Annotated in this window: 25 protein-coding genes; 3 read left to right on the forward strand and 22 right to left on the reverse strand. The window is 63.1% G+C overall.

The window, feature by feature from the left end; genetic code table 11:
* Positions 1–32 precede the first annotated feature (32 nt).
* The 5 genes from AC3ZI9_RS08665 to AC3ZI9_RS08685 all read right to left on the reverse strand — a co-directional run bounded on the left by AC3ZI9_RS08665 (position 33) and on the right by AC3ZI9_RS08685 (position 4939).
* Positions 33–536, reverse strand: a complete 504-nt coding sequence (locus AC3ZI9_RS08665; protein ID WP_086994482.1) for a DUF3145 domain-containing protein — start codon at positions 534–536, stop codon at positions 33–35.
* Between the two features lie 151 nt (positions 537–687).
* Entirely contained in the window at positions 688–1704 is a 1017-nt protein-coding gene (locus AC3ZI9_RS08670; protein ID WP_489923457.1) for a tyrosine recombinase XerC, read from the reverse strand.
* An 87-nt stretch (positions 1705–1791) separates the two neighbouring features.
* Entirely contained in the window at positions 1792–3021 is a 1230-nt protein-coding gene (gene dprA, locus AC3ZI9_RS08675) for a DNA-processing protein DprA (RefSeq protein ID WP_489923458.1), read from the reverse strand.
* A complete protein-coding gene (locus AC3ZI9_RS08680) occupies positions 3018–4583 on the reverse strand; it encodes a YifB family Mg chelatase-like AAA ATPase (protein WP_489923459.1) in 1566 nt (521 codons plus the stop codon). Before AC3ZI9_RS08680 ends, dprA begins: the two co-directional genes overlap by 4 nt.
* The gene (locus AC3ZI9_RS08685) at positions 4580–4939 is read right to left on the reverse strand and encodes a YraN family protein (protein WP_096223483.1); all 360 of its coding nucleotides are present in this window, start codon (positions 4937–4939) and stop codon (positions 4580–4582) included. The genes AC3ZI9_RS08680 and AC3ZI9_RS08685 overlap by 4 nt, the downstream gene beginning before the upstream one ends.
* A gap of 477 nt (positions 4940–5416) precedes the next feature.
* Here AC3ZI9_RS08685 and AC3ZI9_RS08690 point away from each other — a divergent pair, with 477 nt between their 5' ends.
* Positions 5417–6385: an Ltp family lipoprotein gene (locus AC3ZI9_RS08690; protein WP_489923460.1), complete on the forward strand. Its 969-nt coding sequence runs from the start codon at positions 5417–5419 to the stop codon at positions 6383–6385.
* Positions 6386–6430: 45 nt separating this feature from the next.
* Here the strand turns inward: AC3ZI9_RS08690 and AC3ZI9_RS08695 are convergent, their stop codons facing one another.
* From AC3ZI9_RS08695 to rplS, 6 genes are all read right to left on the reverse strand, one after another.
* The gene (locus AC3ZI9_RS08695) at positions 6431–7630 is read right to left on the reverse strand and encodes a methyltransferase (RefSeq protein ID WP_489923461.1); all 1200 of its coding nucleotides are present in this window, start codon (positions 7628–7630) and stop codon (positions 6431–6433) included.
* 9 nt (positions 7631–7639) lie between these two features.
* Complete coding sequence (locus AC3ZI9_RS08700) at positions 7640–7963, reverse strand: DUF2469 domain-containing protein (RefSeq protein WP_086996372.1); 324 nt, start codon at positions 7961–7963, stop codon at positions 7640–7642.
* Between the two features lie 15 nt (positions 7964–7978).
* On the reverse strand, positions 7979–8701 hold the full coding sequence (gene rnhB / locus AC3ZI9_RS08705; RefSeq protein ID WP_489923462.1) for a ribonuclease HII: 723 nt from the start codon (positions 8699–8701) through the stop codon (positions 7979–7981).
* A gap of 3 nt (positions 8702–8704) precedes the next feature.
* Positions 8705–9433 (reverse strand): signal peptidase I, encoded by a 729-nt coding sequence (lepB, locus tag AC3ZI9_RS08710; RefSeq protein ID WP_489923463.1) that lies wholly within the window; start codon positions 9431–9433, stop codon positions 8705–8707.
* Entirely contained in the window at positions 9426–10019 is a 594-nt protein-coding gene (gene lepB, locus AC3ZI9_RS08715; RefSeq protein ID WP_444566526.1) for a signal peptidase I, read from the reverse strand. The genes lepB (AC3ZI9_RS08710) and lepB (AC3ZI9_RS08715) overlap by 8 nt, the downstream gene beginning before the upstream one ends.
* Before the next feature lie 118 nt (positions 10020–10137).
* On the reverse strand, positions 10138–10494 hold the full coding sequence (rplS, locus tag AC3ZI9_RS08720; RefSeq protein ID WP_086996363.1) for a 50S ribosomal protein L19: 357 nt from the start codon (positions 10492–10494) through the stop codon (positions 10138–10140).
* A 323-nt stretch (positions 10495–10817) separates the two neighbouring features.
* Here rplS and AC3ZI9_RS08725 point away from each other — a divergent pair, with 323 nt between their 5' ends.
* Positions 10818–13118, forward strand: a complete 2301-nt coding sequence (locus AC3ZI9_RS08725; RefSeq protein ID WP_489923464.1) for a cell wall-binding repeat-containing protein — start codon at positions 10818–10820, stop codon at positions 13116–13118.
* A gap of 67 nt (positions 13119–13185) precedes the next feature.
* Here AC3ZI9_RS08725 and trmD read toward each other — a convergent pair whose 3' ends face one another.
* The 6 genes from trmD to AC3ZI9_RS08755 form a co-directional block, all read right to left on the reverse strand.
* Entirely contained in the window at positions 13186–14013 is an 828-nt protein-coding gene (trmD, locus tag AC3ZI9_RS08730) for a tRNA (guanosine(37)-N1)-methyltransferase TrmD (protein ID WP_489923465.1), read from the reverse strand.
* A 3-nt stretch (positions 14014–14016) separates the two neighbouring features.
* The gene (gene rimM, locus AC3ZI9_RS08735) at positions 14017–14553 is read right to left on the reverse strand and encodes a ribosome maturation factor RimM (protein WP_489923466.1); all 537 of its coding nucleotides are present in this window, start codon (positions 14551–14553) and stop codon (positions 14017–14019) included.
* Between the two features lie 113 nt (positions 14554–14666).
* A complete protein-coding gene (locus AC3ZI9_RS08740; protein WP_086996354.1) occupies positions 14667–14909 on the reverse strand; it encodes an RNA-binding protein in 243 nt (80 codons plus the stop codon).
* Positions 14910–14911: 2 nt separating this feature from the next.
* Positions 14912–15340, reverse strand: a complete 429-nt coding sequence (rpsP, locus tag AC3ZI9_RS08745) for a 30S ribosomal protein S16 (RefSeq protein WP_086996351.1) — start codon at positions 15338–15340, stop codon at positions 14912–14914.
* A gap of 225 nt (positions 15341–15565) precedes the next feature.
* Positions 15566–16672: a PrsW family glutamic-type intramembrane protease gene (locus AC3ZI9_RS08750; RefSeq protein WP_489923467.1), complete on the reverse strand. Its 1107-nt coding sequence runs from the start codon at positions 16670–16672 to the stop codon at positions 15566–15568.
* A gap of 650 nt (positions 16673–17322) precedes the next feature.
* Positions 17323–19176, reverse strand: a complete 1854-nt coding sequence (locus tag AC3ZI9_RS08755; RefSeq protein WP_489923468.1) for a glycosyltransferase — start codon at positions 19174–19176, stop codon at positions 17323–17325.
* Positions 19177–19549: 373 nt separating this feature from the next.
* Between AC3ZI9_RS08755 and AC3ZI9_RS08760 the strand changes: the two genes are divergently transcribed.
* Complete coding sequence (locus AC3ZI9_RS08760) at positions 19550–20338, forward strand: aldo/keto reductase (protein ID WP_489923469.1); 789 nt, start codon at positions 19550–19552, stop codon at positions 20336–20338.
* Here the strand turns inward: AC3ZI9_RS08760 and AC3ZI9_RS08765 are convergent.
* The 5 genes from AC3ZI9_RS08765 to AC3ZI9_RS08785 form a co-directional block, all read right to left on the reverse strand.
* Entirely contained in the window at positions 20335–22881 is a 2547-nt protein-coding gene (locus AC3ZI9_RS08765) for a bifunctional lysylphosphatidylglycerol flippase/synthetase MprF (protein ID WP_489923470.1), read from the reverse strand. The two genes, AC3ZI9_RS08760 and AC3ZI9_RS08765, sit on opposite strands and share 4 nt — an antisense overlap.
* Positions 22882–23895: an alpha/beta hydrolase gene (locus tag AC3ZI9_RS08770; RefSeq protein ID WP_489924031.1), complete on the reverse strand. Its 1014-nt coding sequence runs from the start codon at positions 23893–23895 to the stop codon at positions 22882–22884.
* 160 nt (positions 23896–24055) lie between these two features.
* Complete coding sequence (istB, locus tag AC3ZI9_RS08775; RefSeq protein WP_443349346.1) at positions 24056–24790, reverse strand: IS21-like element helper ATPase IstB; 735 nt, start codon at positions 24788–24790, stop codon at positions 24056–24058.
* Entirely contained in the window at positions 24787–26244 is a 1458-nt protein-coding gene (gene istA, locus AC3ZI9_RS08780) for an IS21 family transposase (protein ID WP_443349347.1), read from the reverse strand. Before istA ends, istB begins: the two co-directional genes overlap by 4 nt.
* Positions 26245–26495: 251 nt before the next feature.
* The gene (locus AC3ZI9_RS08785) at positions 26496–26696 is read right to left on the reverse strand and encodes a hypothetical protein (RefSeq protein WP_489923471.1); all 201 of its coding nucleotides are present in this window, start codon (positions 26694–26696) and stop codon (positions 26496–26498) included.
* Positions 26697–26830 lie beyond the last annotated feature (134 nt).

Here is a 26830-nt window from a genome sequence, read left to right on the forward strand (position 1 = left end):
AGAGCGATGGCATCCAGAGAGGGTGCGGGCAGTCAGCCGACCTGGTGGAGCCAGCGGACCGGCGCGCCTTCGGCGGCGTGGCGGAAGGGATCGAGTTCTTCGTCCCACGCTTCACCGAGTGCAAGTGAGAGTTCTTGGTAGACGGCAGCGGGATCGCCGGCGCCTTGTTCATAGGCGAAGCGGATCCGGTCCTCTCCGACCATGATGTTGCCTGCGGAGTCGGTGGCGGCATGGAAGATGCCGAGTTCGGGAGTGTGTGACCAGCGGCTTCCGTCGACACCGCGGCTGGGTTCCTCGGTGACCTCGTAGCGCAGGTGGGCCCAGCCACGGAGGGCGGAGGCCAGTTGAGCGCCGGTGCCTTGGGGGCCCGCCCAGTGGATTTCCGTGCGGTACATTCCGGGCGCGGCGGATTGCGGCGTCCAGTTGAGGTCCGTGCGTTCATCGACGACGGACCCGATGGCCCACTCGATATGTGGGCACAACGCTGTCGGGGCTGAGTGTACAAAAAGTACGCCCCGGGTCATGGGTACAGACATGCCATCCTCCAGTTCCTGTTGGTACGTCTTCCCCAACGACCACAGTCACTTTTGGAGGCCAGCACATGCTGCCTGATTTCATTGTGCCCGATTCCGGGGCGAATCTCCACCGTGACGGGCCATCTCGTGTTTTTTATCGCGGCACGAGGCGTCAGGCGCGTGGATGGGCCTGCTGATAACTATTGCGTAGACGGTCCACAGATACGTGGGTGTAGAGCTGGGTGGTGGCTAGTGAGCTATGACCAAGCAATTCCTGGACGGTCCGAAGATCGGCTCCACCATCAAGCAGATGGGTGGCCGCGGTGTGGCGTAGGGCGTGTGGTCCCCGGGCTGCGGTATCGCCCAGCCCCTCCAAGGCCCGTTGGACCATCGAACGCACCTGTCGTGCGCCCATGCGCGCACCTCGCTCCCCCAGGAACAAAGCTGGACCCGAACCGTTGATGGCCAGCTGCGTCCGGCCGCGACTGATCCAATCACTCAATGCCTGATGGGCCGGCTGCCCGAAGGGGACGGTACGTTCCTTATCCCCTTTACCCAAGACGCGCAGGGTTCGCCGATCATGATCGATGTCGTCGACATCCAGACCGGTGAGTTCTCCCACCCGGATTCCTGTGGCGTAGAGCAGCTCGAGGATGGCCCGGTCACGGTCGGCCACCGCCCGTTGCCGTGGCGTTGGCGCGGGAGCCGGCGCCGCCCCGGGCTCAGCCTGCGGTTCGTCGTCGAGTAGCCGGTGCATCTGGGAATCCTGCAGGACGTGCGGGAGCCGTTTGGCGTTCTTGGGTGATCTCAGCCGGAGCGAGGGATCAGCCGGAATGATTTCCTCACGCAGGGCCCAGGCCATGAAAGTGCGCACCGATGCCGCATGTCTTGCCAGAGTTGCCGGGGCCTTGCCGCGGGCCTGTTGCTCGCCCAGCCAAAGGCGCAGAACGGCCAGGTCGATTTCAGTCAGGGCCTTGATGCCGTGCTCGGTGGCAGCGAATTCGAGTAGTGAGGTCACATCGCTCAGGTAGGCCCTGCGGGTGTGCTCGCTCCGGGAACGCTCCAATGCCAGATACCGCTCAAAGCGATCCAGTACCACTTCGTACTCGACCGGAAGACCGCTCGCGCCCCGAGACCCGGCAGACGACTGTGCTGCTGCCGGGTCCAGGGAATGCGGCTTACTACTCATATTCTCAGTTTGGATTGGTTTGTACGGTAACCGGTGCTGCCACGCCGCACTCTTGGTAGGAGACCCCGTCGTTTGGGTAGGACTGGTTCAGCCCCCACGGCGGCGTCGCCAGCCGTCGGCACTGGATTCAGCAAGGCCTCGCGCCTGTAACCGGCTGAGCCCACCGAGGACTGCTCCGATACCCAGCCCGGAAACCGTGGACAGCTTATCCGGGGTGGCCGGCTGGCGGATGGGCAGGGCATCCATGAGCAGTAGATCTTGGATATCGAGCCCATCATGGGGTCTGGTTTCCTCCGCTTGAACTCCTGTGTCACGGGCTGAGTCCCCGCTCGTGACGGGCTGGGCCATGGTGCCAAGCATCTCGAGGGCTTCGGCAGCATCGGTAATGGGGATCGCCGATCCTTCCCGCAGGAGTCGATGACAACCTGCTGAATTGGCCGAGAACACCGATCCGGGTACCGCCCCGACATCGCGCCCCAGTTCACTGGCGCGCCGGGCCGTGGTCAAGGCTCCCGAGCGCCATCGTGCTTCGACAACCAGCGTCGCCCCACACAACGCGGCGAGCAACCTGTTGCGTTGCAGGAACCTCCAACGAGTCGGTGCCGTCCCCGGGGGAACCTCGGCGAAGAGCATCCCGTTGGCTTCGACCCGGCGGAGGAGTTCATCATTTCCTGCCGGGTAGAAACGGTCCAATCCCCCGGCCATGACGGCCGCCGTTGCCAGGCACTCGTGGCCAGATGCCGCGTGAAGTGCGGCCTCGTGGGCGCGTGCGTCGATCCCGTAGGCACCACCGGAGACGATCGTGATTCCCCGGGTGCAGAGTTCGGAGACGATCTGGCTGCCCACTTGTCTGCCGTAGTCAGTGGCATCCCGGCTTCCCACCACGGCCATCAGGGCGTCCTTGACCGGCAGCTGCTGAGGAGGAACTGTCCCCCGCCACCAGAGACACAGCGGGGCACCGAGGCCGAGGTCGTCAACTTGCGCCGGCCAGGCGGGATCTTCGGGGACGAGCAGGCCGCCGCCGAAGCGCCGGATGGTTTCCAGATCCCGTGCCGGCCCCGAGGCGTCAACGCGCGGCCTCCATCGCTCGAGTCCCGCGTCGAGGCGGTGGGCACCCCGGGTTCCTGCTTCGCCGCCCAGGAGTTCGGCCACTGCCTGTTGTACGGCGGCTGGTGCTTTGCCGGTGGTCGTACTGATCAACCGATAGGCCTCCACCGGACCACTGACAGCCACGAGGGCGGTCCCGGTCAGGTCGTTGGGTTCCATCAGTCGAGACAGTCCGGCGCGCGCGACGAGTATTTCTGCTTCGACGCTCATGGTCTTCCTCCTCGTGCGTGGTGGCGTAGCTGCAAGGCCACTTCGATATCGCCTTGCCGCGGGCATTCCTGTCCTCCCAGGTCACTGATGGTCCAGGCCAGGCGAAGCACCCGGTGGTATCCCCTGGCCGTGAGCAATCCTCGCTCGACCTGCCGATCCGCAGTGGCGGTGACGTGCCCGGGCAGGGCCAGTTCGTGGCGCAGGATGGTTCCCGGAAGGTCGGCGTTGCGGCGCAGCCCCAGGGCCCGCAGTCGACTGCGTTGGGCTTGGCGTGCTGAGGCCACCCGTCCGGCGACGGTGGCGGAGGTTTCCTCACCGCGTCCCGTCCCCAAATGCACCGAGCTCACCCGGGGGACCTCGATCTGCACATCGATCCGGTCCAGCAGGGGGCCCGAGAGCCGGTCAAAGTAGCGGCGGCGTTGCATCGGTGTACACCGGCAGTCCAGGGCCTTGCCCGTGTTCTGTCCGCAGGGGCAAGGGTTAGCAGCGAGCACCAGCTGGAACCTGGCCGGGTAGGTGGCGATGCCTCCGGCACGGTGCAATGTGATCTGCCCAGATTCCAGCGGTTGGCGCAGACTGTCCAGAGATTTGGAACTGAATTCCGGTGCTTCGTCCAAGAACAGGACCCCGCGGTGGGCACGCGAGGCGGCCCCCGGTCGAGGAAGTCCTCCCCCTCCACCCATGAGGGCGACCATGCTCGCACTGTGGTGCGGACTTTCATACGGCGGCCTCAGCAGCAGCTGATCCATGCCTGCCGTCCCGCGATGCAGCGAATGGATGGCTGTGGCCTCCATCCCCTCGACGGGATCCAGATCGGGCAGTAGGCCGGGTAGCCGTTCGGCAAGCATCGTCTTGCCCGCGCCGGGAGGACCCACCAGCAATAAGTGGTGTCCACCGGCCGCGGCAACCTCCAGAGCGAAGCGTGCCAACGGCTGGCCGAGCACATCGCAGAGGTCAGCGCGTTCGGTGGCCGCGCCGGGCAGTTCGGCGGTGGTGCCCGGCGCTGCGGTAGGTGTCCGTACCTGCGCCGGGGCCCTCGGCGGGACCACGGTATCGAGGCAGCCATAGTCCGAGAGAACTTCGCCCAGGTGACGGTAGGCGCTGATATGGGCCCCGGGGACGAGGCGTGCCTCGGCCGCGTTGGCTTCGGCCACCACCACTCGTGGCCTTCCTGCCCTCACTGCTGCCATCACCGAGGGGAGGACTCCGGCGACGGGGCGCAAGGTTCCGTCCAGGCCGAGTTCGGCCACGTAGACGATGTCGGGAGGATTCTCGATCTCCCCCGCGGCGGCAAGTGCCGCGACGACGATCGCGAGATCGAAGGAGGATCCCCGTTTGGGCAGCGAAGCCGGAGTGAGGTTCACGGTGATGCGTCGCGGACACAGTGGCACTCCCGAATTGCGGGCCGCCGAGCGGATGCGGTCACGGGCTTCGATCAAGGAGGCATCGGGCAGCCCCAACAGCACGAAGGCGGGCAGCCCTCCGCCCAGATCGGCCTCGACGTCGATGATGTGACCGTTCAAACCGACCAGGGACACCCCGGCGGCCCTGCCCAGGCTCATGGGGTGACTTCCTTGAAATAGGCGACCCGGTGGTGTTGCCCCGGGACCGCGATAATGGCGATGACATCCACGCGGCGCCGCCGTCGGGGTTGGCCCGCCGCACGACACCAGGCGCTAGCCAATCGGTGCAGTCGTCGCAGCTTCACCGCATCCACGGCCTCGGCCGGATGACCGAAGCCGAGCCCCGAACGGGTTTTCACTTCCACGGCCACCAGGGTCCCGGCGTCGTCCGCGACGATGTCTATTTCGCCGATCGGGCACCGCCAGTTCCTGGCCAACACGTGGATGCCGCGCCCCATCAGGTATTGAGCGGCCAACACTTCCCCGCGTTGACCCAGCTCCTGGTTATGTCCCATGACCCACCTCCGCCTCTACTCTGGGCGGCAGGTGTGTTGGGTCGACCTGACGGGTCGGCAGCTGTGGACGCGGGGTTTAGGGCAGTACCTGTGGAGGACTCACACGAAGCTGAGGGAACGGGCGAAAACAACGAACATGATTCCGCGGCGAGGCTTGTCAAGTCACCGGTGGGCCCGGGCGGGCGTTCCCCTCGGTTGCCGCCTGAAATGCCGGTTGTGGTCATAAACCTGCGACATCAAGTCATTTTACAAAGCCAATGGATTTGGCGCCAAAAATCTGTGTATCATCCGTTGGACGGGCATCGACGCCCGCGGCGTCCTGGGGGGAACAAAAATGCTGGTGACTTGTGGTTGGCGAGAGATCTCGCTTCCGGGGCACGCGCGCCGCATCGGTCCTCCCGGTGACGCGCCCAGTCTCGCACCCATCCCGCACGATACGTATCGCACGTCGGTCAGGTGTCCCCTGAAAGGACTCTCATGAGCCAAACTCCCAACTTCGCGCCCTATCCGCCAGCCAATGGTTATGGTTACGGCCAACCTCAGCAGAGCTCGAAATCCTTCCTCGCCACCTGGCTGCTCTCGCTTCTGCTGGGGATGTTCGGTGTGGATAGGTTCTATCTGGGCAAAGTCGGGACAGGGATTCTCAAGCTGATCACCTTTGGTGGTCTGGGTGTCTGGGCTCTGGTCGATCTCATCCTCGTACTGGCGAATAGAACCCGCGATAAGCGCGGTCTCCCGTTGGAAGGCTACGACCAGCACAAGAAGGTGGCACTGATCGTCACACTCGCCCTCTTCGCTCTGAGTATCATCATCAACGTGGCCGGTGGCGGCACCGCTTCCGTGCCCGGCCCAGCCGATTCGGCGCCGAATGCTTCGGCACAAGCCGTAGCTCAGGCGGCCGACGATGAGGCGGCCCAGGAGAAGGCCGACGTTGAGGCATCCCAGAAGGCGAAGGACGAAGCAGCTCGGGAAAAGGCTGACGCCGAAGCCTCTGCGAAGGCGGAGGCTGATGCAGCGCAGGAGAAGGCAGCCGCGGAAAAGGCCGAGGCCAAGGCTTCGAAGAAGGCCAAGGCTGAAGCTGCCGAAAAGAAGGCAGATGCCTCCAAGAAGGCCAAGGCAGAGGCAGCCGCGCAAAAGAAAGCCGAAGCTGCGGCTGGCACGACCAGCCAGCAGAACGCTCAGCGGGCCGCTGAAAGCTACCTTGATTACACGGCCTTCTCCCAACCAGGGCTGATCGAACAATTGGTCTTCGAAAAGTATTCGAAAGCCGATGCCACCTGGGCCGTGAACCGGCTGACCGTTGATTGGAACGAACAGGCTGCCCAAGCCGCAGAGAATTACCTCGATTACACGGCGTTCTCCCGTTCCGGGCTGATCGAGCAACTGGTCTTCGAGGGATACACCCCGGCGCAGGCCAAATATGGAGTCAGCAAGTCGGGCCTCTAGCTCAGAGCTCCCGCCCGAGCCTGCCTCGAACCTCAGGTCGTGTCGCTAGGCGGGAATGAGCCGCCAGAGGGACGTGATTTCGGCAGATCGTGCCGCATGGAACGGGTCCTCGCGGTCCAGGGCGCGGCGATGGCTGGGTTTCACGTCGCTGCGCCCGGCGACCTGCAGCCCGGCGGCGGCGATCCAGCCCAGCAGCTCGTCCCGGCTACGCAGCCCCAGATGCTCTGCAAGATCCGAGATCACCAACCAGCCTTCACCTCCGGGTTCCAGATGCTCCGGCAGTCCGGTCAGGAAGGCACGGAGCATCCGGGACTTGGGGTCGTAGACGGCCTGATCGAGCAGGGTGTTCGCACTACCGGGAAGCCACGGCGGATTACAGACCACCAGGCCGGCACGCCGGCCGGTGGGGAACATATCGGTCTGCTCGAGGGCAACAGCCGCGCCGACGCCCAGCCGCTCTAGGTTCTCCCGGGCGCAGGCAACGGCCCGGGCGGACAGGTCGGTGGCAACGATCCGTTTCATGCCCCGTCGGGCGAGGATCGCTGCGATCACCCCGGTTCCCGTGCCGATGTCGAAGGCCGTGTCGGTCTCGGGCAAGGTTTCGCCGGCGACCAAGTCCAGGTATTCCCCGCGGATCGGGGCGAAGGTGCCGTAATGCGGGTGGATGGAAGCGTCCAGCGCGGAGACGGGCACACCGCGGACCCTCCACTGTTCGGCTCCCAGCACCCCGAGCAGGTCCTGCAGGGGGATGACGGAAGCCTCGGTGAGGGGGCTGTGGGCGTGGGACCAGGCGGACGCGACATCGGGGCCCCGGCGCAGGTCCACCGACGGTCCGGGGGCCAGCGGAACCAGGAGCGAGGCCAACATCCGCGAACGTCGGGAGCGGGCCTGACGGTGCCGGTAGAACTCGGCTCCGACGTCTGGCTCGCGTTCTGCCTGGGCGCCGGCCGCACGTTTTACGGGGCGGGGGCCGGGGATCCGCCGTCCGAGGGCGCTGAGCAGTTGACGGGCGTTATGGTAATCCCCGGTCCAGAGCATCGCGGTGCCCCGGTTGGCCATCCGGTAGGCGTCTTCGGCCGTCAACGTATCGTCGACGACCCGGATCTGTAGGGGGGCGGGGCCGCTACCGAACCAACGGGCGGTGCCCTGTGTCCCGCCGTCGTCCCAGACCAGCAGTGGTGGTTCCGGGAGAACGAGTTCGAGCGGGCCCGAGACGTCCCGGACGGGGGTGGGTTGGTCTTTCATAGCGGCGGCCTAGCTGCCCAGGCCGGCATCCTTGGTGGTCAGTTCCCCGGTTTCGGCGAGTTCTTCGACGTTGACGTCCTTGAAGGTAATGACCCTGACGTTTTTCACGAATCGGGCCGAACGGTAGACGTCCCAGACCCAGGCGTCCTTGAGGGTGACATCGAAATAGACTTCGCCATCGGCCGAGCGGATCTGGAGGTCGACCTCGTTCGCAAGGTAGAACCGTCGTTCGGTTTCCACGACATAGGTGAACAGGTTCACCACATCGCGGTATTCGCGGTAGAGCTGCAGCTCCATATCCGTCTCATAGTTCTCGAGATCGTCGGCGCTCATGGTTCCTCCCTGGGTCTAACGGGTTGCCGCCGGCGCCGTCAGCCGCCAGCTGCGGCGGTGGTAGTCGGTGGCACCGTGTTCGACGATGGCCTGGCGGTGGGCTGCCGTTCCGTAGCCCTTATTGATCGCCCACCCATAGTGGGGCTCCAGTTCATCATAGGTGGCCATGAGGGTGTCGCGTTCCACTTTGGCCAGGACCGAGGCTGCGGCCACCGACAGGCAGAGCAGGTCCCCCTTGATCTGGGTGCTCACCCGGGCGTCGGAAGCATCGAAGGGGTACGACGGCGATGTGGCACCGGTGCCCTGGCCCAGCAGTGCCGGTTGTCCGGGGGCCGTCAACCAGTCGTGGCTGCCATCGAGCAACACGGCGTGGGGCCGCGCCGATTCGGCGAGGTTCGCCCAGGCCCGGTTTCCGGCGAGGCGCAGGGCGCCGACGATGCCCAGCTCGTCGATTTCGGTCGCTGCCGCATGGCCCACACCCCAACCGGCGGCCCATTCCCGGATCACCGGGACGAGGGCTTCGCGAGTGGCGACCTTGAGAAGTTTGGAGTCCCTGACGTCCTCGAGCAGTCCGGCGGTCGCCGGGTCGATGACGACCATGCCCACGCTGACGGGACCTGCCAGGGCTCCGCGGCCGACCTCGTCGCAACCGCCGATCAGCTGGTTTCCTCCGCCGCCCAGGGCTGTAGCCAGGGCGAGTTCGGTGTCCAGGGTCGGGGCGGGGGTCCGATTGGCCATGGGTTAGTGGCCTGATTCGTTGGGGACGTCGGCGAAGACGTCGTGGTGTCCGTCGATGGTTCCGAAGCGGTCCAGGGGCCAGGCACGCAGGACCGCCTTGCCTTCGATGGAGTCCGTGTCGATGAATCCGTCCTGAATATCCGGGTGGAAGCGCGAATCGGCGGAAGCGTTGCGGTGGTCCCCCATGACCCAGGCCTTGCCTGCGGGCACGGTGACCTTGAAGGACTCCTCGGAGGGGGCTGCTCCGGGGTAAATATAGGGCTCCGTGATGGGCACCCCGTTGACGATCAGGCGCCCGTCCTCGGAGCAGCATTCCACGGTGTCCCCCGGCATGCCGATGAGGCGTTTAACCAGATGCTGGTCTGCGGTGTTGGGGAGCAGGCCGACGAAGGTCATCGCCTCGGTCACCGGGTTGGTGGGGGTCGGCGGGGTCTCGCCCAGCCAGCCCAGATCGTCGTTGAAGACGACGACGTCGCCGCGGTGCAGGTCGAAGGGGCCGGGGATCAGCAGGTTCACGAAGATCCTGTCGTTGATCTCCAGGGTCTGCTCCATGGAGCCCGAGGGAATGTAGAAGGCGCGGAAGAAAAAGGTTTTGATGACGAAGGAGAGCACCAGTGCGATACCGACCACGATGAGGAATTCGCGGACCCACCCCCAGACGGGGTTCCGGGGACCCTTGACGGGCGCACCGCCGTCGTCCTCGGCCGGTCCTACCGCCTGCTGCTCATTCACGTGGTGCCTTTCCCTCGATATGCCGCGCCGCGCCCATGGGCCAAATCACCCGTTCCACCCGTCCTATGACTCGTTCCTCGGGGATCATTCCTCCCCCGGGTGCCCCCAGCAGGGAGCGGGAATCGGCCGAAACCGAACGGTGGTCGCCCATAACCCAGATCCTGCCTTCGGGGACCACTGCCGTGAACTCCTGTTCGCTGGCTGCGTCCCCGGCGAAAAGGTAGGGCTCGTGGAGCGGTTCCCCGTTGAGCAGTAGCCGTCCGTCCTTGTCACAACAGCTTAGGGTGTCCCCGCCGACGGCGATGACACGTTTGACGAAGGCCGTGTCGTCCCCCGAGACGCGCAGTGCCCGCAGCACATCATCCAGGGGGCTGGCCCGTTGGTAGGGCAGCAGGGATCCGCGGCCATCGAAGACCAGGACGTCGCCGCGTTGTGGCGGATCCTGGTGGTAGGCGGTCCGGTTCACCAGCAGTCCCTCGCCGGGTTCCATGGTGGTTTCCATGGAGTCGGAGCCGATGTAGTAGAAGTCCACCAGCGTGGCCCGCACGATGATCGCCGCGATGGCGGCGACCATCAGTGCGCCCACGACAAGGCGCCAGCCCCGAAAACGGGACCGGCGCCTGCTCCGCCCGCTCGGCGAAGCGTGCGGGACGGATGATGTCTTCACGAACACGGACGGGACGAATTCGTCCCGACGCACGGCTCTACTTGGAGCCGAACTCGCGCTTTTCCTTGATGCGTGCAGCCTTGCCGTGACGATCGCGCATGTAGTACAGCTTCGCGCGACGCACGTCACCGCGAGAGACGACCTCGATCTTTTCGACGATCGGCGAGTGCACCGGGAAGGTACGCTCCACGCCGACGCCGAAGGTCACCTTGCGCACGGTGAACGTCTCGCCCACACCGTGGCCCTGGCGGCCCAAGACGTAGCCCTGGAAGACCTGAACACGAGTGTTCTTGCCTTCAACGATGTTCACGTGCACCTTGAGGGTGTCACCGGTCCGGAAGTCCGGAATGTCGTTACGCAGCGAGGCTGCGTTAACTGAGTCGAGAATATGCATCTGGTGCTTCTCCTTGGGCGGATGCCACAGGTCACCCACCTTCGACACGTTCTCACGGCCGCGATACGAGGAAAGCGGAAACCGTGGAAACGGAGTGTGGTGAACCGACCAACACGTCTGTGTCCGTCGGCGCTCTGACTGTTGGCGCACTCCCCCTGTGGCAGGGGCGCACCCAGTAGACGCAAGGTCCCATTTTGCCATACGCATCCCCCCGGTGGTTAATCCCCCTTGCCATTGATCGCGCGCAGTCTTCTATAGACTCTCACTCGTAGTACTCGCAGCTTTCCTCCATCACTCACCGCACCCAGATAGAAGGACCACCTATGACGGAGTACCCATCGCGCTTACGTCGCCTATCCACCCTTTCCGCCGCAGCCTTGCTGGCACTTACGCTCACGATTGCCGAGCCCGCACATGCTACCGTCACCGACGGCGGCTCCTCTCCTACCGGTGAGGGCCACACCCAGCCGTCCACGTCCGGCGACGACAGCGCCACGTTGCGGGATTCCGCCATGGGCTCCCCCGCCAAAAAGACCATGACAACGACACCCGACCCCGAGGTGATCACCGAAGCAACAGAAGATATCCGCGCCGAATTGGATGCAGGAACCAAGATCTCGGCCAAGAAACGGATCGAACTTTCCGAGCAGGCCCTGGATGCCCTCGATATCGAAGCACTCGATGCCAGGATGGGCCAAGGAAATCGCCGGATCCAGGAATCAGGGGATCCACAAGCCCCGACCATCGAAGAACTCAAGGACCTGGCCAGCGGCGCCGAAGAGCTGGCTGCGGAAACAACCAAACCGTCGCCAGACGCTCCCGCAGAGCGGGCCCCTTCAGCCACTGAAGGTCCGCAGGCCCAGGGCCTGACCTCCACCACCGAGAAGAGCTTCGAAGCCTCCCCTGCAGGTCTCGTTGCACCCACGTCCCTCCAGGATCTGAAGACCTACCGTCCACCGGGCGTCCTCGGTATTGATGTCTCCCACCACCAGGGCACGGTGAATTGGTCTCAGGCCTGGAGCAACGGCTCACGTTTCGCCTATGTGAAGTCCACCCAGTCCTGGCCCTCGACGCTGTACCAGGACCCGAATTTTGGGCAGAACTACAACGGCGCCTATAAGCAAGGCATGATGCGGGGCGCGTATCACTTCGCAATGCCTGCCCACTCTTCAGGCGCCACACAAGCCAAGGAGTTCCTCTCCAAGGGTGGGGGCTGGTCCAATGACGGAAAGACGCTCCCACCACTGTTGGATATCGAGTGGAACCCATACAACTCCACCCAGTACCCCCAGGGTAAGGGCAACAGCTGCTTCGGCATGTCCCCCTCCTCGATGGTCAAATGGATCCAAGATTTTGGCACTACGATCAAGGCCAAAACAGGCCGTTTACCGATGATCTACACCGCCCAGTCATGGTGGAACCAATGCACGGGCAGTTCAACGGCCTTCAAGGACTGGCCGCTCCACGTCTCCCTCTACCCCACCGCTTCCGGCCCGAAGAACCCCCGGGAACTTCCCAAGGGCTGGAAGACGTTCGACGTCTGGCAGTACTCCTCCAACTCCAATCTGATCGGCTCGAGCAAGACCGTCGACGCCAACGTCTGGAACGGTGACCTGGAGTCGCTGCGCGATTTCGCACGCAATAAGCGCTCCACACCGTATCGGCTGACCACAGACTACCTCGGTAGTGGCAATGGCCGCGCACAGCCCACCCGACTGGCCCCGGTACGGCTCTATGGAGCAACCTGGTGGGAAACCCCGATTGCGCTTTCGAAAAAGACCTTCCCCTCGGGAGCATCGACTGTCGTGATCGCTTCGGGAGAGACCTTCCCCGATGCCCTCGCCGGCTCCCCGATGGCCAGGTTGAAGAACGCTCCGCTACTGCTGACCAAAAAGAAGTCCCTGCCGGCCCCAGTTGCTGCAGAATTGAAGCGGCTCAAGCCCAAGAACATTTTGGTTCTCGGCGGTCCGTTGGCCATCACCGACGCCACCTTCAACAAGCTGAAGGCCTACGGAACCGTGAAGCGCGTCGCCGGTAAGGACCTCTACGAGACGAGCACCCAGATTGCCGGGAATTGGTCTTCGGCGCCGACGGTCTTCGTCGCTACCGGAGAACGCTTCGAGGACGCCATGTCATTGGCAGCAGTCGCCTCCGGCCGAAAGGCTCCCCTGGTGTTGACCAAACGTTCCAGCGTCCCCGCGACCACGCTGAAACAGCTCAAACGCCTGAAACCTGCACGGGTGTATCTGGCGGGTGGCCCGCTGGCCATCTCGGCCAAGGCAGAGAACCAGCTGCGCAAGGCTGTGCCTAATGCGAAGGTCGTCCGCTATGCAGGGAGCGATCTCTATAAGACTAGTGCCAAAATCGCCACGACGTTCTGGTCGGGCGGCTCACAGCGTCAGTTCATTGCCACCGGGTCTGCTTTCCAAGACGGGCTGACGGGGTCGGTGGCCGCCGGGTATAACGGGGCACCGATGCTGCTGGCCAAAAAGAAGTGCCTCCCGTCGTCGGTATCCAGTGCTTTGACCTCGATGAAGGGCTTCACCAACGTCCTCGTTGGCGGACCAACCGTACTGAATTCGACGGTGGCCTATCAGACGAACGGCCGACCGAACGTCTGCTAGAAAGAACCGGTCGGTTGCCCCTGGTCGTCCCCAGGGGCAGCCGACCGGTCAAGGTACTGCCCCATCGCTATTGTTCGTCGGTCGGAGGTTCTGCGGAAAGCCGGTCCACGACGCGGCCGTCCTCGAGCATGAAGCCCGCATGCCACAGGGTGTCGCGGTCGCGCCGGTTCAGGGAACCGGGGTCCAGCGACCGTATCAGGTCGGGGCGGCGTTCGGCGGTGCGTTCAAGCTGCCAGGCCCGGCGGGTCCGGGCAATGAGAGCGTGGTTGCCGTTGAGGAGGACCTCGGGGACGTCGCGGCCCTCCCAGCTGGACGGTTTGGTGTAGACGGGGTATTCGAGCAACCCGTCGGAGTGGGATTCCTCGACCAAGGATTCGGGGTTGCCCACGACTCCGGGAACCAGTCGCCCAATCGCCTCCACCATGGCCAGCACGGCAACTTCTCCCCCGTTCAGGACGTAGTCGCCGAGGCTGACGGGGCGGACCTCGTAGCGTTCGGCGGCGAATTCATAGACCCGCTCGTCGATGCCTTCGTACCGTCCGCAGGCAAAGACCAAATGTTCACGTTCGGACAGTTCCCGGGCCATGGCCTGGGTGAAAACCTCTCCAGCGGGTGAGGGGATCAGCAAGAGGGGCCGGGAAGAATCGGCGTGCTGTGGTCCTGACTTGGCTCCGGCGATCGAGGAAAGCGCTTCGGCCCAGGGGCCGGGTTTCATCACCATGCCGGCTCCCCCGCCGTAGGGGGTGTCGTCGACGGTGCGGTGACGGTCGTGGGTATGGTCGCGTAGATCGTGGATCCGCACGTCGAGTAGGGCCTCCCGCCGGGCCTTGCCGATCAGCGAGATATCCAGTGCCTGCAGGTATTCGGGAAAGATGCTGACGACGTCGATGCGCATGCCCTAGGCCTGGCCGTCCTCGGAGCCCTGCGCACGGTTGAGCGTGAAGAGCCCGTCCGGCGGGGTGAGCCGGATGAAGCCGGCCTGCGGGTCGACCTCGGGGACGATGGCTTCAACGAAGGGGACGAGGACTTCGGCGCCTTCGGTGTCTTCGATGACCAGGAGGTCCTGGGCATCGTTGGTGCGTAGTCCGGTCACCGTGCCGACGGCTTCCTCGCCGATGCGGGCCGTGAGGCCGACCAGCTCATGCTCATACCAGGCGTCCTCATCGTCTTCTTCAAGATCCGCGGTCTCGAGGAACAGCAGGGATCCGCGCATGGTCTCTGCGGTGTTGCGGTCGGGGATCTCCTCGAAGGCCACCAGCAGGATTTCCTTATTCCAGCGCGCCCCCTCCACGGTCAGGTGCTTGGCCGGGGAGGATTCGACATCGAAGACGGTTCCCGGTTCGAAGCGTGCGTCGGGGTCGTCGGTCATGAGCTGGACGGTGACCTCCCCCCGGATTCCGTGAGGCTTGCCGATGCGTGCGACCTGGAGGCGCATGGTGACTCCTTGAGACGGGAACGTTCTGCAACGTTCCGACGATGTGGTTAAAGCGCGCGGCCCCGCACCGGTGTACGGTGCGGGGCCGGCGGGGTGAAACTCTGCGACCGGGCCTAGCGGCGTCGGTCGGTGTCGACCACGTCGACGCGGACCGGTTCGCCGTCCGACAGGGCCGCTACCACGGTGCGCAATGCGCGGGCGGTACGTCCCTGACGGCCGATGACCCGTCCGAGGTCGTCGGGGTGGACCCGGACCTCGAGGGTGTCGCCTCGGCGGTTGGCCTTCTGCTCCACGGCGACGTCCTCCGGGGAGTCGACGATGCCGCGGACCAGGTGGTCGAGAGCTTCAACGAGCATTTCTACTCAGCCTCGGTGGCTTCTGCCTTCTCGGCCTCGGCTTCCGCGGCGGGTGCTTCTTCTGTCTTATCGGCCTTCTTGGTGATGGCCTCGGGCAGGATGACCGAAGACTTCTCGGGAGCAACGTACGCTTCCTTGGCGGTCTTGGTCTTCAAGGTGCCTTCCTGGCCCTCTATGCCCTTATGCTTCTGCCAATCACCGGTGATCTTCAGCAGTGCGGCAACCTGCTCGGTCGGCTGGGCGCCGACGGAGAGCCAGTAGCCAACACGCTCGGAGTTGACCTCGATGAACGAGGGCTCCTCGGTGGGCTGGTATTTGCCGACCTCTTCGATGGCATAACCGTCGCGCTTGGCGCGGGAGTCCATGATGACGATGCGGTAGGACGGTGCGCCCTTTTTGCCGAGGCGCTTGAGTCGAATCTTAACGGCCACTGTAGTGGTCACTCCTGTATCTAATACTGGGCGATCCCGCGTTTCTGCACCCGTGGGGCGGGCCATACTGCGAAGGGTCTGAGGACAAGATGCACACGCGGAGAGAGGGGCCACGTCGATCGAGTACCTTGCCATTATGCCAGAACGCGGCGCGCGACGCGACCCATCGTTCAGACGGGCGAGCCGTGGCCGCATGGCGCGTTGCTTGAAGCGGGTGCTGGCAGGTCAGCGCATGGAGCGGTCGACTGATTCCTGCTCCCTGCGAGCCCCGTGGCGCACTGATAGGCGCAGCCAGTTGATCCCGATAAGGGCAATGATCACCATTCCACCGATATACATCAGCAATGAGATGAAGGCGACCTCGGGAGCCACCGATGGGGGCAGATGACCGTAGGTGAGCTCAAATCTGACGGTTCCGGTGAAGAGAACGGCGAGGAAGGAACTCAGAGGCCCGATCAGATCCCAAAGGGAATGAAGTGCCGAGACGCCGACGAAGGTCAGGATCAGCCTCAAGACCGGCCGTCCGGGCCGCCTCAGGGAAAAGAGTGCGGCACCGAGGATGGCCGTCCACAGGATGTGCCCCACGGGAGAGAGGGCTGCCCGCAGGACCTCCGTCTCCAGAAGAGAGGTGAGGTTGATGGTGTTTTGGCCCAATGCTGCGTTGAAGGCGTATCCCGCGGACTCGAAGGCCGCGAAGCCTGCCCCAACCACCGCACCCAGCGATGCCCCCAAACCCACCGTGCGCCGGGTGATCCCGCGAGCGGCGATGGCCAAGATCAGGAGCTTGACGAACTCTTCAATGAACCCCACCAGGGCGAACTGGAGGGCTGATTTACCGAGGTCCACTTCGAGGAGGGAAGCCCCCAAGGCACCGAAGACCCCGCCGATGAAAAAGGCCGAGAATAAGCGGACCGGCGATAAAACGCCTTCCTGTCGGGCTCCCACGAACAGGACCACCACGAAGGGGACCAAGAAACTCCCCAACAGGATCAGCGTGGGGATCAGATTGGTGTTCTCTGTGCGGGCGGTAACGACGATGGTGAGGATCCACAAGGCGACTCCGCCCAGGAGCACCTTCCACCAATACCCGTGTAGACCCGGGCTCGAATCCCGTGGCGCTTCGACCACCGCTACGCCCCCCATCTTGCCGACCAAGCCGGGTGTTAGAGCCGCCCACGACTCGTGAAGATCCACCGGGACCGGAGAAACGAAGCCTACATCCAGCACGATGGGCCAACAACAGTTCGCGTTGACAGTTGAGCCATAAGGAACCTCCGCGAGCAGCGATACGTCGTCCCACATCAGAACCTTCGGATGCCGCAGAGTTGTCATGAGCCCAGTCGGGACGATGCTGCCTGGAGCGCTGGAATATCTGTTGCATATACTCAGGATCGAGAATGCCCCGGAAGTCACTGACGAACAACCCCGGATCACGGTTGAAGTCCCACCTCTAGTTCCGGACCTCGGGCGATGAAAAAGACGTATCCCTGTGCTCGAGGAGATCGTCCCGGCCTGCTCTGAGGACTCATCCCGCAGGACAGTTCTATTGAACGCTCACCGTCACGGGCCAGGCAGCGAACAATTCGGGTATCCCTTCCTCCGATGACGTCTGGTGCAGAGGAACCGTCGAGCGCGGCCACCAGCCGAACTACTCGCAGGCTGGTGGACAGTTTGATATCAGCGTTTCGACACGGCCGGGCTCGGCAGTTAGAGATGTTGAATCGGATCTTTCTCATAGAGCGAATTTTCACGAACTATCGCCTATCTCAGCAGAACTTCGTTTCCACGATTCTTCGTGGGGCAAGGCCTCCGAAAAGTCGCGCAAGCCAATTGGTGGACAGCAAGGTGACTTGGTTTGCCCCGTATTGGACGCGCCACTGAGTGCCACAATCAACGAGACTGCGGCTCATATCTGTGACGATAACTTTGCCCAGCCCGCGCGGTCGACACGGAACGTCAGGGGGACGGATGCCACCTACCCGCTAACGAATACTGAGGTTTCCATACCCGGTCAGGAAAGGAGACAGCGTCGTTTTGATATGGGGAACACCGAGTCTAGAAGTATGCGAAGCCCCATCACACTCGAGTTCTACGAACAGATCCACCGGTTCACCGGGTGCATGTGCCGTTCGTGACTTGGGGGTCAACGTGAACGTCGAGTCTTCCCCACGTCGAGCCCCTGCATCGACGACCACCAGATTCGTATCAGCAGGTTCCTTGCGTCCTTGAAGGACAAGACGGATCTTAGATTCCGGTGGAAGGCAGGTACATCGGACGGTGAGCTGGAGACTTCCCGTCTCATCCAGGGCGAAGCCTCTCAGCGAAATGGTTGAAGATTCGAGTTGATGTCGGATCAGGCTATGACTCCGTGCCTGTTCGAGCTCCTCTTGCCATCGTCGGTAGACCTTCTCGCTGCGTAGCGGCTGAGCCTCCGCGAACGCTGCTGCCGACATTCGTTGATGGAGACCTTCGTCAGTGACGAGTTGCCTAACGTAGTCCGCCATAGAGGATGAATCCCCATCGGAAACGAGGAACCCTGAGACCCCGTGGGTGATGACTTCACGTGGACCGAAATCAACGTCGAAGGCGACCGGAACACAACCGTGAGCTTTGGCCTCCAGTAGTGCCAGAGACTGACCTTCGAACTTGCTGCAAAGGAGTGCCACACCGGCCCGCTCCAGTCTGTCCGGCACATCCGACACGTGACCGACAAAGCGAACACAATTATCGAGGCCCCGCTCCAACACCTGGGTCTCAAGTTCTGGCCGGTAATCGCCATTTCCGACAATGTCCAATTCGACGTCGATTCCTGAATCCCGGAGGGTCTCAACGACGTCTAAAGCTCTTTCAACACGCTTATCTTCCTTAAGCCTGCCGACGATCAGGATCTTGCTGCGATCACGCAGATTCCATGGCGGTGGCCCGGTGGGACCATCCACGGGGTTTCCGATGACCGCAAGATTGGCGCTATTGCGGAAACGACGCTGAAAGGCAGCAGCCTGCGAGTTCGTTAAGACAATAATGCGGTCCCAGTGACTACGATGCTCGACCGTAGCTTTTACACTCGTGGCAAGCTGGCCATTTTGGGTATCTTCTCCTGCTTGCAGGTGAGTAGTGTGCAGAACCGTTGTCTTTCCCACGCCCGCATGTTCCCAAGGCCAAAGAAAACTTGCAGCCAGTTCACTATCAACGATGACATCGGGTTCGCAATCACCGATCAGTTCAGACAACCAGTATCTGTAGAATTTGGCGGCACCCCAGAATTCGGCGACCATTCCGCCCGAGGAACCGAACAGTTGCATGATGCGGCGAGGTTTGCCTGACGGCTTTACTGCTGGAAGCTGGCAGTCGAGCAAGTACAAGGACCCGTCAGGGCGGTAGTACTCCCGGCGAGAAAACGTGCCGCTGTCAGCGTCTATGAAATCAGCCCAAAAGAGAGATCCATCGTGCCCTCTCAGCGTTTGGTCTATTAACTGCCAGACCGTGAAGTCAGTGGGCGCTGGAGCCAAGAACGCACCGGAGCATCGAGGCTCATACACGGTGTAGAACTCATGAAGATTGATGATCGGCACGTCGGTCGAGGTCCGGCCTTCCGACAGGGCGCGACCAACTTGAGCCCGAAATTCTGGGTCCGGTTTGAACGTCACTACAGCGCTGGGGATTCCACGCTCGTGAAAAATTGAGCTCCGCTTCAGGCACATCGCTGTCAATCCGCCAAAATCCTCGGGAAGGCCCCAAGTAACCATCAAGACTGGACGCAGAGACCCTGAATCCAGCTTGAGGAACTCCCCCAGTAAATCCGGCGTCGTACTATTCCCCAACAGTGCACCTTTCAATTTTTGGCTCTACAACTACCCAACGGTGCAGTCTATCGGCGCTTTTGTATCTCGCACATTTCGCCCCGCGCACACCCAACACCTCGACGATTTGGACTACATACGTGCAAAGCTGCGGCCTAGGAGGTCCTTATAGAGCTGGGCCTCATTGGATCTCCTATAAAACTGCACGCAATGTCTTCTCGCCATGAAAATTCTTGCCCATACAGAGGGCCACGCCATTTCTGTAAGCTCGTTGCACCACAGTAAAATCGCTCCCACCTGCCGAGCAGCCAGATCGCCGCGCTTGCATGACAAATTGGTGGGCAACACGATGAGACGAGGTCGATCTATGCGAACAGTTCAACTACCTAACGGGACGACCATGCCCGCGATGGGCCACGGCACGTGGTTCCTCGGCGACAATCCCCAGCGTCGGGCGCAGGAGATCGCTGCGCTGCGTGCCGGCGTTGAATGCGGCCTGACCCTGATCGACACCGCTGAAATGTATGGAGGCGGTCGCTCGGAGGACCTCGTCGGTGAGGCCATCTCCGGCTGTCGCGACGACGTGTTTCTGGTCAGCAAGGTCCTCCCCGGATCCAACCGCGCCGAAACCATCGAAGCCTGCGAGAAGAGCCTGGAACGCCTGGGCACCGACCATCTGGATCTGTACCTGCTCCACGGGGTCGGACCCGCACCGTTTGAGGAGACGCTCGAGGGCTTCGAGCATCTCGTCGCTGCGGGCAAAATCGACCAGTTCGGTGTCAGCAACCTGGACCTCGAGGAAATGCAGTACTTCCACTCGTTGCCCGGCGGCGGTCACACCCAGGTCCAGCAGCTGCTCTACAACCTCAACCAGCGAGGAATCGAATGGGACCTTCTGCCGTGGTTGCAGCGGAAGGGTCTGGGCATGATGGCCTATTCCCCGTTCGACCGCGGCGATCTGGCCCATCACGCGGGGCTCACCGGCTTCGCTCGTGAACGTGGTGCCACCGCAGGCCAGGTCGCGCTGGCCTGGCTTTTGGCCCAAGACCAGGTCATTCCCATCCCCAAGAGCTCCCAGGTGGAGCGGGTCACCGAGAATGCCGGCGCCCTCGAACTAGAACTCACGACGGAAGATTTGGCGGCACTCGATGACCTGTTCGCTCCGCCGAACGGGCCCGAGTCGCTACAGATCTATTAGTGACGGCTCAGCAATGTCCTGGCCAGTGACCAGCCGGCGCTCAATGATGCGTCCCCGATATAAGCCTTGGAGATGGCGACGGAAATGGCTGGCAGGGCGGCTGCGTCGGGGTAAACCATGTATTGGGGGACGAACTGTGGCTGAAATTTTTTCTTGAAGGACATCAGCGATTGGAATCCATAGACCGGCTCCAAGGTGGCTGCCAGCCAACCCAGGACCCGCTCCATGGGCGGCACTCCGGTGTCATCTCCGGTCGGCGACACCGTGTCCTGTGGTTTGTTCGCGGAGACTAGCGGCGCACCGGACAGGCTGGCGAAGGAATAGCCCTGCGCTTGGAGCGTCAGTGCCGCGGTGCCAATCAGGAACTCCACGACCGGCCTGAACCCTCCCTGTTTCCGCCGCATGAAATCAAGCGTCCACCCTGTCACTTGCCCGCCGTGCCGGACCGGCAGCCACGAGGTGGCCCCTTGCAGCACACCCGCGTCGTCAACGGCCAGCAACAGCCTCACCTCGGGATCGTCCAGCTCAGCCAGCCCGCCGAGGGTGAAACCGAGCTCGGGCATGCCCCGATCGGCAACCCACTCCTCGGAGATGGCCCGGAGTTGTTCGCGCATGTTCAGGGTCAACAGCGAGTATTTGCTCCACACCGCCTCGACACCCGACTTCTCTGCCCGGTTCAGTGCCGTGCGCACATCCTGAAACTTCTTCCCGGTGAACGCCATCGAACCGAGTGGAAGCACCGTTTCTGTGGCGACGCGAACCCTGCTGAACGTCTCCGGCGGCAACGCGTCAGCGACTTCGCTCGTCACGGAGTAGAAGCACGGGATCCATGCGTGGCTTATGCAATACCCGGCGAACCCGCGAACCACCGCAGCAACATCCTGGGGCGCAGCGATGGGGTTGCTCGTGGTCAAGGCGACTCCGGCGATCACCCGGTAGGCGATGAACGAGCGATCATCTGGTGCGAACCAGTAACTGTTGCCCTCCCAGGTGGTCATCCACGAGAACGTTCCTCCCGTCCCCTCACGCAACAGGGCCCGGGCGCGGGTCCTATCTGCCGTCGAATCGTGGTCCCCTGCCGTGATGAAGGATGCGAGCAGCCAGAGGCAGACGGCAGCCCAAAAGAGGATCCCCAACCCCTCGAACAGGATGGTTGCGGCCGCGGTGATCGGGACGAACTCGGGGCTGATATGAAGGGCATAGACCAGGGGAACGAAACGCTCGGGCAGGTTCTCTGCCAGCTCGCCAAGATCCGGGACCGGCCGGAACCCCTCGCGCAACCAGAACCCCACCCCGAGGTAGAGCGCCGACAGGAAAACCCCGAGCAGCAGGATCTTCTGCAGTAGACGACCGTTCACTCGGGGCGGCGCACTGATGCTGAAGAGCCGCCGGGTGGCCAGCAAGAGGAGAAAGACGGCCAGTGGAGCCAGCAAGGGCAGGATGATGGCCTTGGCTTGCCCGTAGTCGGTGAAGTCATATTCGCCCAACCCCTCCAACAAGCCAGCGTCCGGGACCCTGGCCTGAAGCACGACGCCGACAAGGAAAATCAGGGTCAACCCGGCCATGGCCCCCTGGACCACGACTGCCGCCCACCAGGCGAGGCGGCGCCCCCGCCGCAGACCGTCTGCCAGAACCACCAGAAGAATGGAAGGAAGGACTGCGGAGAACATGGCGCCGAGGCCGGCTCGTTGTTGAAGCTGTGCTGCGGCGCATTCGTTGATGCGTTCCGGACTCGAGCACAACTCGGCCAGCGACTGGGGATCGACCGGCACGATGTTGGTTCCCAGATAACGCAGGACGGCCAGCGGCCCCACGGCCCCGGGTGAGAGGGCCGCCACCACGGGCCCCAGCGCCGCAGCACAGATGACAACCGCCACGAGGACGCGGCCCTCATGACGAGTAGCCCTGATCCGCGGTCTGCCCGGCCGTTGACCGATCAGCAGCGGACCGAGCAATAGCCCGATCAGTACCGCCCCCAAACGCATGACATCCGGCAGCGTCCCGGCATACAGCGCGGTCACCAGGACAACGGCCAGCAACCCGGTGCGCAGCCGCCTGCGCCACATCACCCGAAGGCCTGCGGTCGCGGCCATCGCCGTTCCGCAAGCAATGACCGTCACCCCCACCAGAAGCCCATGCTCTCCCCGATGGGCTGGTGCTGGTTGGACCAATGCCACGAACACTGCCCCGGATGCCAAGGCCGCAGACTGGGTGAACAAGAAGGCGACGAGAAATCTCAGGCTACCCATCCTGGTCTCCACCCACAGGGCCACCAACGCGATGAAGACCGCGCCGAGAATGAACGCCGTCAGATGGCTGGTGCTGGGCAGATAGACATCCCATACCGCTGGCACAGGCGAGAGAACGGCTGGACTGGGCGTACCCGGGCCCCTGGGATCCTTCGGTTCCGAGATATGTCCCCGGCTAGCGAGGCCGGCGGCGACATAAGCACAGAGCAGGACGAGGGTGACCGGCAGCCGCAGGAGCTTTCCCTGAATGCCGGCGCTCCAGGCATCAACCGAGTTCCTCTCTCCCAGGCTCATTTAGCGCACCATGCCCCAGTGAGGCGCCAGAAAATCCAGGCCCGCGGTAAGCCCCGCCCTGGCGGCCGGCCACGAGTGGCCCGCTCCGGGGACCCGGAGTTCCTTCACCTGCATACCTGCGGCACGGGCAGCGGTGACCACCACCTCCATATCGGGACCATATTGATGATCGCTGGCCCCCACCGAAAAGAAAGCGTGGGTTGAGGGAAAACGTCGGTGGTGCAGGAGCGTGAGTGGCAGGCGGGACTCGAAGGCAGCCGTGTTTCCGCCAAAGGATTTGTCGATGGTCTCGGTTCGGCTGACCGACAGGGCCGGCTCCTGCTGACCGGAGAGATCAATGATGTTCGGGTAGAGGTGCGGATGCATGGTGCCCATTTGCAGCGCGCAGGTACCTCCGAAGGAAAACCCGCCAAAGGCCCAGCCCTGGCTGGGCTTTTGTACGTTGAGCGTCGTGGTGATCCAGGCCGGCACATCGACCGAGAGGTAGGTGTCCGCCTGGGCGATGTCTGAATCCATGCACATTGAATTTCCGCTAGTGGTTCCATTGGGATCCGCGACAACGACCACGGGTGCCATGCCGTGGTGCGCAGCGGCAAAGGAGTCCATGACCCCTGGCAGATGCCCTGCGTCGAGCCAACGTTGCGGTCCGCCGGGCTGTCCGGCGACCAGAACCAGGACGGGTAGCTGTTTCGCCCCCGTCGGGTGATAGGCGGGCGGCAGGTAGATGATGGCATCGCGCGCGGTGAACTTCGAAACGGTCCCCGGGATCGATGCCTCACTGACGGTACCGTGAGCTGGTATCTTCTGGCTGCCAGTCCCGGATCCGCCGCGCATGAGGTTCGGTGGCAGGGCTTGCACCGCCACTTGATCCCCCCACAGGCTCCTCACATTCACGTATTGCCCGAAATAGGCGTTCAGTTGCAATCCGGCGAGGAGAACGACGGCGATGGTTGCCAGTGTGGCCAGGAGCTTCCAGGTCCAGGGAGACTTTGACGCCGAATACACACCCAGCACGATGCCCAACAGGGCCAACCCCGCCCAGGCGATGACGACCAGTGGGAGCGGATCGGCGATGACGAACCAGACGTACTGTGTTTCGTCAACTCGAAGTCGGCCATTAAAGCGCTAAGAATCAGGCCACTGCGGCACGCTTTCCTGCCAAATCAGCACCAAGCTATTTCATCAGCGCATTTTTGACCCGGTAGGACTCCCCGCGGAACTGCAAAAGACGACCGTGATGGACGAGGCGATCGATCACCGCGGCAGCCATGTTGTCGTCGCCGAACACGGTTCCCCACCGGGAGAATTCCAAATTTGTTGTCAAAATCAGACTCTGTTTTTCATACGCATCCGATATGACTTGGAACAACAGGCGTGCCCCTTCGGTATCAATAGGCAGATAGCCAAGCTCGTCAATAATCAAAACCCGGTTCCTGGCCAAGGCAGCGAGTTCCTTATCCAGACGTTGCTCCTCCTTGGCCCGACGCAACTGCATCACCAACGCCGAGGTCGTGAAGAACCTCGCCGGGATGCCCTTCCGGCAGGCAGCGGCAGCCAACGCCGATGCCAGATGCGTCTTGCCGGTGCCCACGTCGCCATAAAGGACAAGGTCCTGGGCCTGGTCAATGAAGTCCAGCGAGAGCAATGCCTCGCGGCCATAATCGGTCGGGAACCGCACCGCCGACCAGTCATAGCCCTCCACGGACTTCAGTGCCGGCAGCCGGGCAGCACGAAGCAGACGCTGGCGACGGGATTCCTGCCTCGAGGCATGCTCCGCCTGCAGGATCCCCAACAGGTATTCACGCTGCTTCGGAGTCCCCTTCAGCGCCCATTGCTCCAGAACACTGCTCGTCAACGACGCCGCCCTACCGGCGTCCACGATGTCCTGGACCTCCACGACCGCGCTCATGCCGGTTCTCCGGCAGTGGCGACGAGGTTGTCATAAACGCCCAGGTCCACCCCGGACACGTCAGGTTCGGCCCCGTTGGCGATCCGGCGGGCGAGCATCCCCAAACCGGCGGCATCCGGGGCATCGCCGCGACGTATCAGAGTCTCGGCTGCCTGTACGGCGGCATCGAAACCGGCCGAGCCCGCAGCGGCGTCCACCGCGTTGAACAGGCGTCGCCGATCCGGTGACCTGGCGGTATCGAGCCAGTCACGCACCGGGTCCGGAACCAGCTCACGCAGCGGTGAATGCGACCATGAACCGGGCTTGCGCTCCAACAACGGCAACAACGTCGCCGGCTCGAACACCGTCTTGGACTGCTTGCCGAAGACCCGGTTGAACGTGATGACGGGTTCTGCTTGCTCGTCGAGGATCTCGACCTTGTCGTGGCGCAGCCCGACCGTGAGGTCACGCGAATGCATCGAGGGTCCGGCGGCGTAGGTGTTGCCGTCAATGAGGACGTTCCCGGTCTTGTCGGCCCTACGGGACTCGTAGCGCACCGGGTCGAAACCAACCCCGGGCAACTCCATCGACGCGGCGATGTCCTCGGAGAAGAGTTCACCGATGGCCAGGCCCTTGCGCCAATGCGTGGCGGTGGCCAGTTCCTCGCAACGGGCCAGCAGGACCTCATTGAGGCCAGCCAGGGATTCGGCTTCGGGCTCGGGGACCATGAAGTTGCGGCGCAGGAACCCGACCGCGTTTTCCACGTTGCCCTTTTCATTCCCGGAGTTCGGGTTGCAGTAGCGTGCCTGGGCACGGTAATGCAGCTTGAACGCGGAGAACAGTTTGGACTCCACGACCTTCTCCCCGGTGCGCCGGCCGACGCCGGTCGCGTTGTCGAAGACCAAGTGCCGTGGGGCGGCACCCATGCGTTCGAAGATGGTGCGCAGCCCGTGGCAGACACATTCCGCCGTTTCGCCGCGGTAGGCCTGCACGAAGCGCATGTTCGAAAACGGGAACGTGATCACCAGGATATGAAGCAGCTGCCGCACCCCGGCGATGATGGCTTCGGCTTGGCCGAAATCGACCTGCGCGCTCCCCGCGGGCCAGACTAGTTCCGCGTAGCCCTCGCCCGGTCTCCGGTGCCGGGTGTGAAAGCGCTTCACGTGGCGTTGGACCGGGGAATAGGAGCCTGAGAAACCGTGCTCGGCGACCAGACGGTCGAAGACGCGCTTGGCGGTATGGCGTTGTTTGCGTGCGCGTCGCGCATCCTCTCTGAGCCAGGTATCGATGGTCTCCTCAAACCCTGCCAGCACCGAACCACCGGGGCGTGTTTGTGGTGTTGGTGGTGTTGGCGAGCAATCCTCGAGCCCGACGTACTTGGCCACGGAGTCGCGGCTGATGCCCAGCTGTCGGGCGATCGCCCGCCCTGTGGCTCCCTCGGCGTCCAGACGCCTGATATCTTCTTGCATGGACATGGGTACCGTCATCTGCTTTCCAGCCCTTCCGGCGCCATTTGCTAGTGGAATGGCGGCGCCGTAAGGAACTTATATGAGTGGTGGCGGGCCCATGTCCTTCCTTCCTTTTCGGGCATGGTCCTGGCCATCAGGGTGATCATTTCTCAGAGCGCTTTTCCCGGTTTGGGTTGTCGCTGTGGTGGCCGGATTCTTATCGCTCTTTTGGCGGGATTCCTGCCACTAACTTGGCAGGTTTTCCTTGCTGAACTGGCCTACAAACAGTCGATCACACACACGTACACGAGCAGAAGATAGATCACCCAGGTGACCAGAGCCGCGGCCAAGACAAGCAAGGGGTAGGCGAGCCACCAACGGCGGCGTTGACGCGGTAGCACCAGGAAGATGAGGCCGATAATACCCACGACCCAAACCAGTGGGGGTAGCCAGCCACCCACGAGGCTGATCGATTCCAAGCCGTCCATCGCCTTCGGCCTGCCAGTGCTGTGCCGGCCCGTGCCGGATCCACTAGGCCCCTCCGATGTGGACTCTACGCCTAGCACGTCACAGTTGACTCGATGGACAGGCGATTATTTATTGTCGGGGCTGC

The sequence above is a fragment of the Arthrobacter sp. AOP36-F1-5 genome (assembly GCF_058137995.1).

Excerpts from the sequence above, each read along its gene's own strand:
- AC3ZI9_RS08665 (WP_086994482.1), bottom strand. The coding sequence starts at position 536 with ATGTCTGTACCCATGACCCGGGGCGTACTTTTTGTACACTCAGCCCCG.
- AC3ZI9_RS08670 (WP_489923457.1), bottom strand. The coding sequence starts at position 1,704 with ATGAGTAGTAAGCCGCATTCCCTGGACCCGGCAGCAGCACAGTCGTCT.
- dprA (WP_489923458.1), bottom strand. The coding sequence starts at position 3,021 with ATGAGCGTCGAAGCAGAAATACTCGTCGCGCGCGCCGGACTGTCTCGA.
- AC3ZI9_RS08680 (WP_489923459.1), bottom strand. The coding sequence starts at position 4,583 with ATGAGCCTGGGCAGGGCCGCCGGGGTGTCCCTGGTCGGTTTGAACGGT.
- AC3ZI9_RS08685 (WP_096223483.1), bottom strand. The coding sequence starts at position 4,939 with ATGGGACATAACCAGGAGCTGGGTCAACGCGGGGAAGTGTTGGCCGCT.
- AC3ZI9_RS08690 (WP_489923460.1), top strand. The coding sequence starts at position 5,417 with ATGAGCCAAACTCCCAACTTCGCGCCCTATCCGCCAGCCAATGGTTAT.
- AC3ZI9_RS08695 (WP_489923461.1), bottom strand. The coding sequence starts at position 7,630 with ATGAAAGACCAACCCACCCCCGTCCGGGACGTCTCGGGCCCGCTCGAA.
- AC3ZI9_RS08700 (WP_086996372.1), bottom strand. The coding sequence starts at position 7,963 with ATGAGCGCCGACGATCTCGAGAACTATGAGACGGATATGGAGCTGCAG.
- rnhB (WP_489923462.1), bottom strand. The coding sequence starts at position 8,701 with ATGGCCAATCGGACCCCCGCCCCGACCCTGGACACCGAACTCGCCCTG.
- rplS (WP_086996363.1), bottom strand. The coding sequence starts at position 10,494 with ATGCATATTCTCGACTCAGTTAACGCAGCCTCGCTGCGTAACGACATT.
- AC3ZI9_RS08725 (WP_489923464.1), top strand. The coding sequence starts at position 10,818 with ATGACGGAGTACCCATCGCGCTTACGTCGCCTATCCACCCTTTCCGCC.
- trmD (WP_489923465.1), bottom strand. The coding sequence starts at position 14,013 with ATGCGCATCGACGTCGTCAGCATCTTTCCCGAATACCTGCAGGCACTG.
- rimM (WP_489923466.1), bottom strand. The coding sequence starts at position 14,553 with ATGCGCCTCCAGGTCGCACGCATCGGCAAGCCTCACGGAATCCGGGGG.
- AC3ZI9_RS08740 (WP_086996354.1), bottom strand. The coding sequence starts at position 14,909 with ATGCTCGTTGAAGCTCTCGACCACCTGGTCCGCGGCATCGTCGACTCC.
- AC3ZI9_RS08750 (WP_489923467.1), bottom strand. The coding sequence starts at position 16,672 with ATGACAACTCTGCGGCATCCGAAGGTTCTGATGTGGGACGACGTATCG.
- AC3ZI9_RS08760 (WP_489923469.1), top strand. The coding sequence starts at position 19,550 with ATGGGCCACGGCACGTGGTTCCTCGGCGACAATCCCCAGCGTCGGGCG.
- AC3ZI9_RS08765 (WP_489923470.1), bottom strand. The coding sequence starts at position 22,881 with ATGAGCCTGGGAGAGAGGAACTCGGTTGATGCCTGGAGCGCCGGCATT.
- istB (WP_443349346.1), bottom strand. The coding sequence starts at position 24,790 with ATGAGCGCGGTCGTGGAGGTCCAGGACATCGTGGACGCCGGTAGGGCG.
- istA (WP_443349347.1), bottom strand. The coding sequence starts at position 26,244 with ATGTCCATGCAAGAAGATATCAGGCGTCTGGACGCCGAGGGAGCCACA.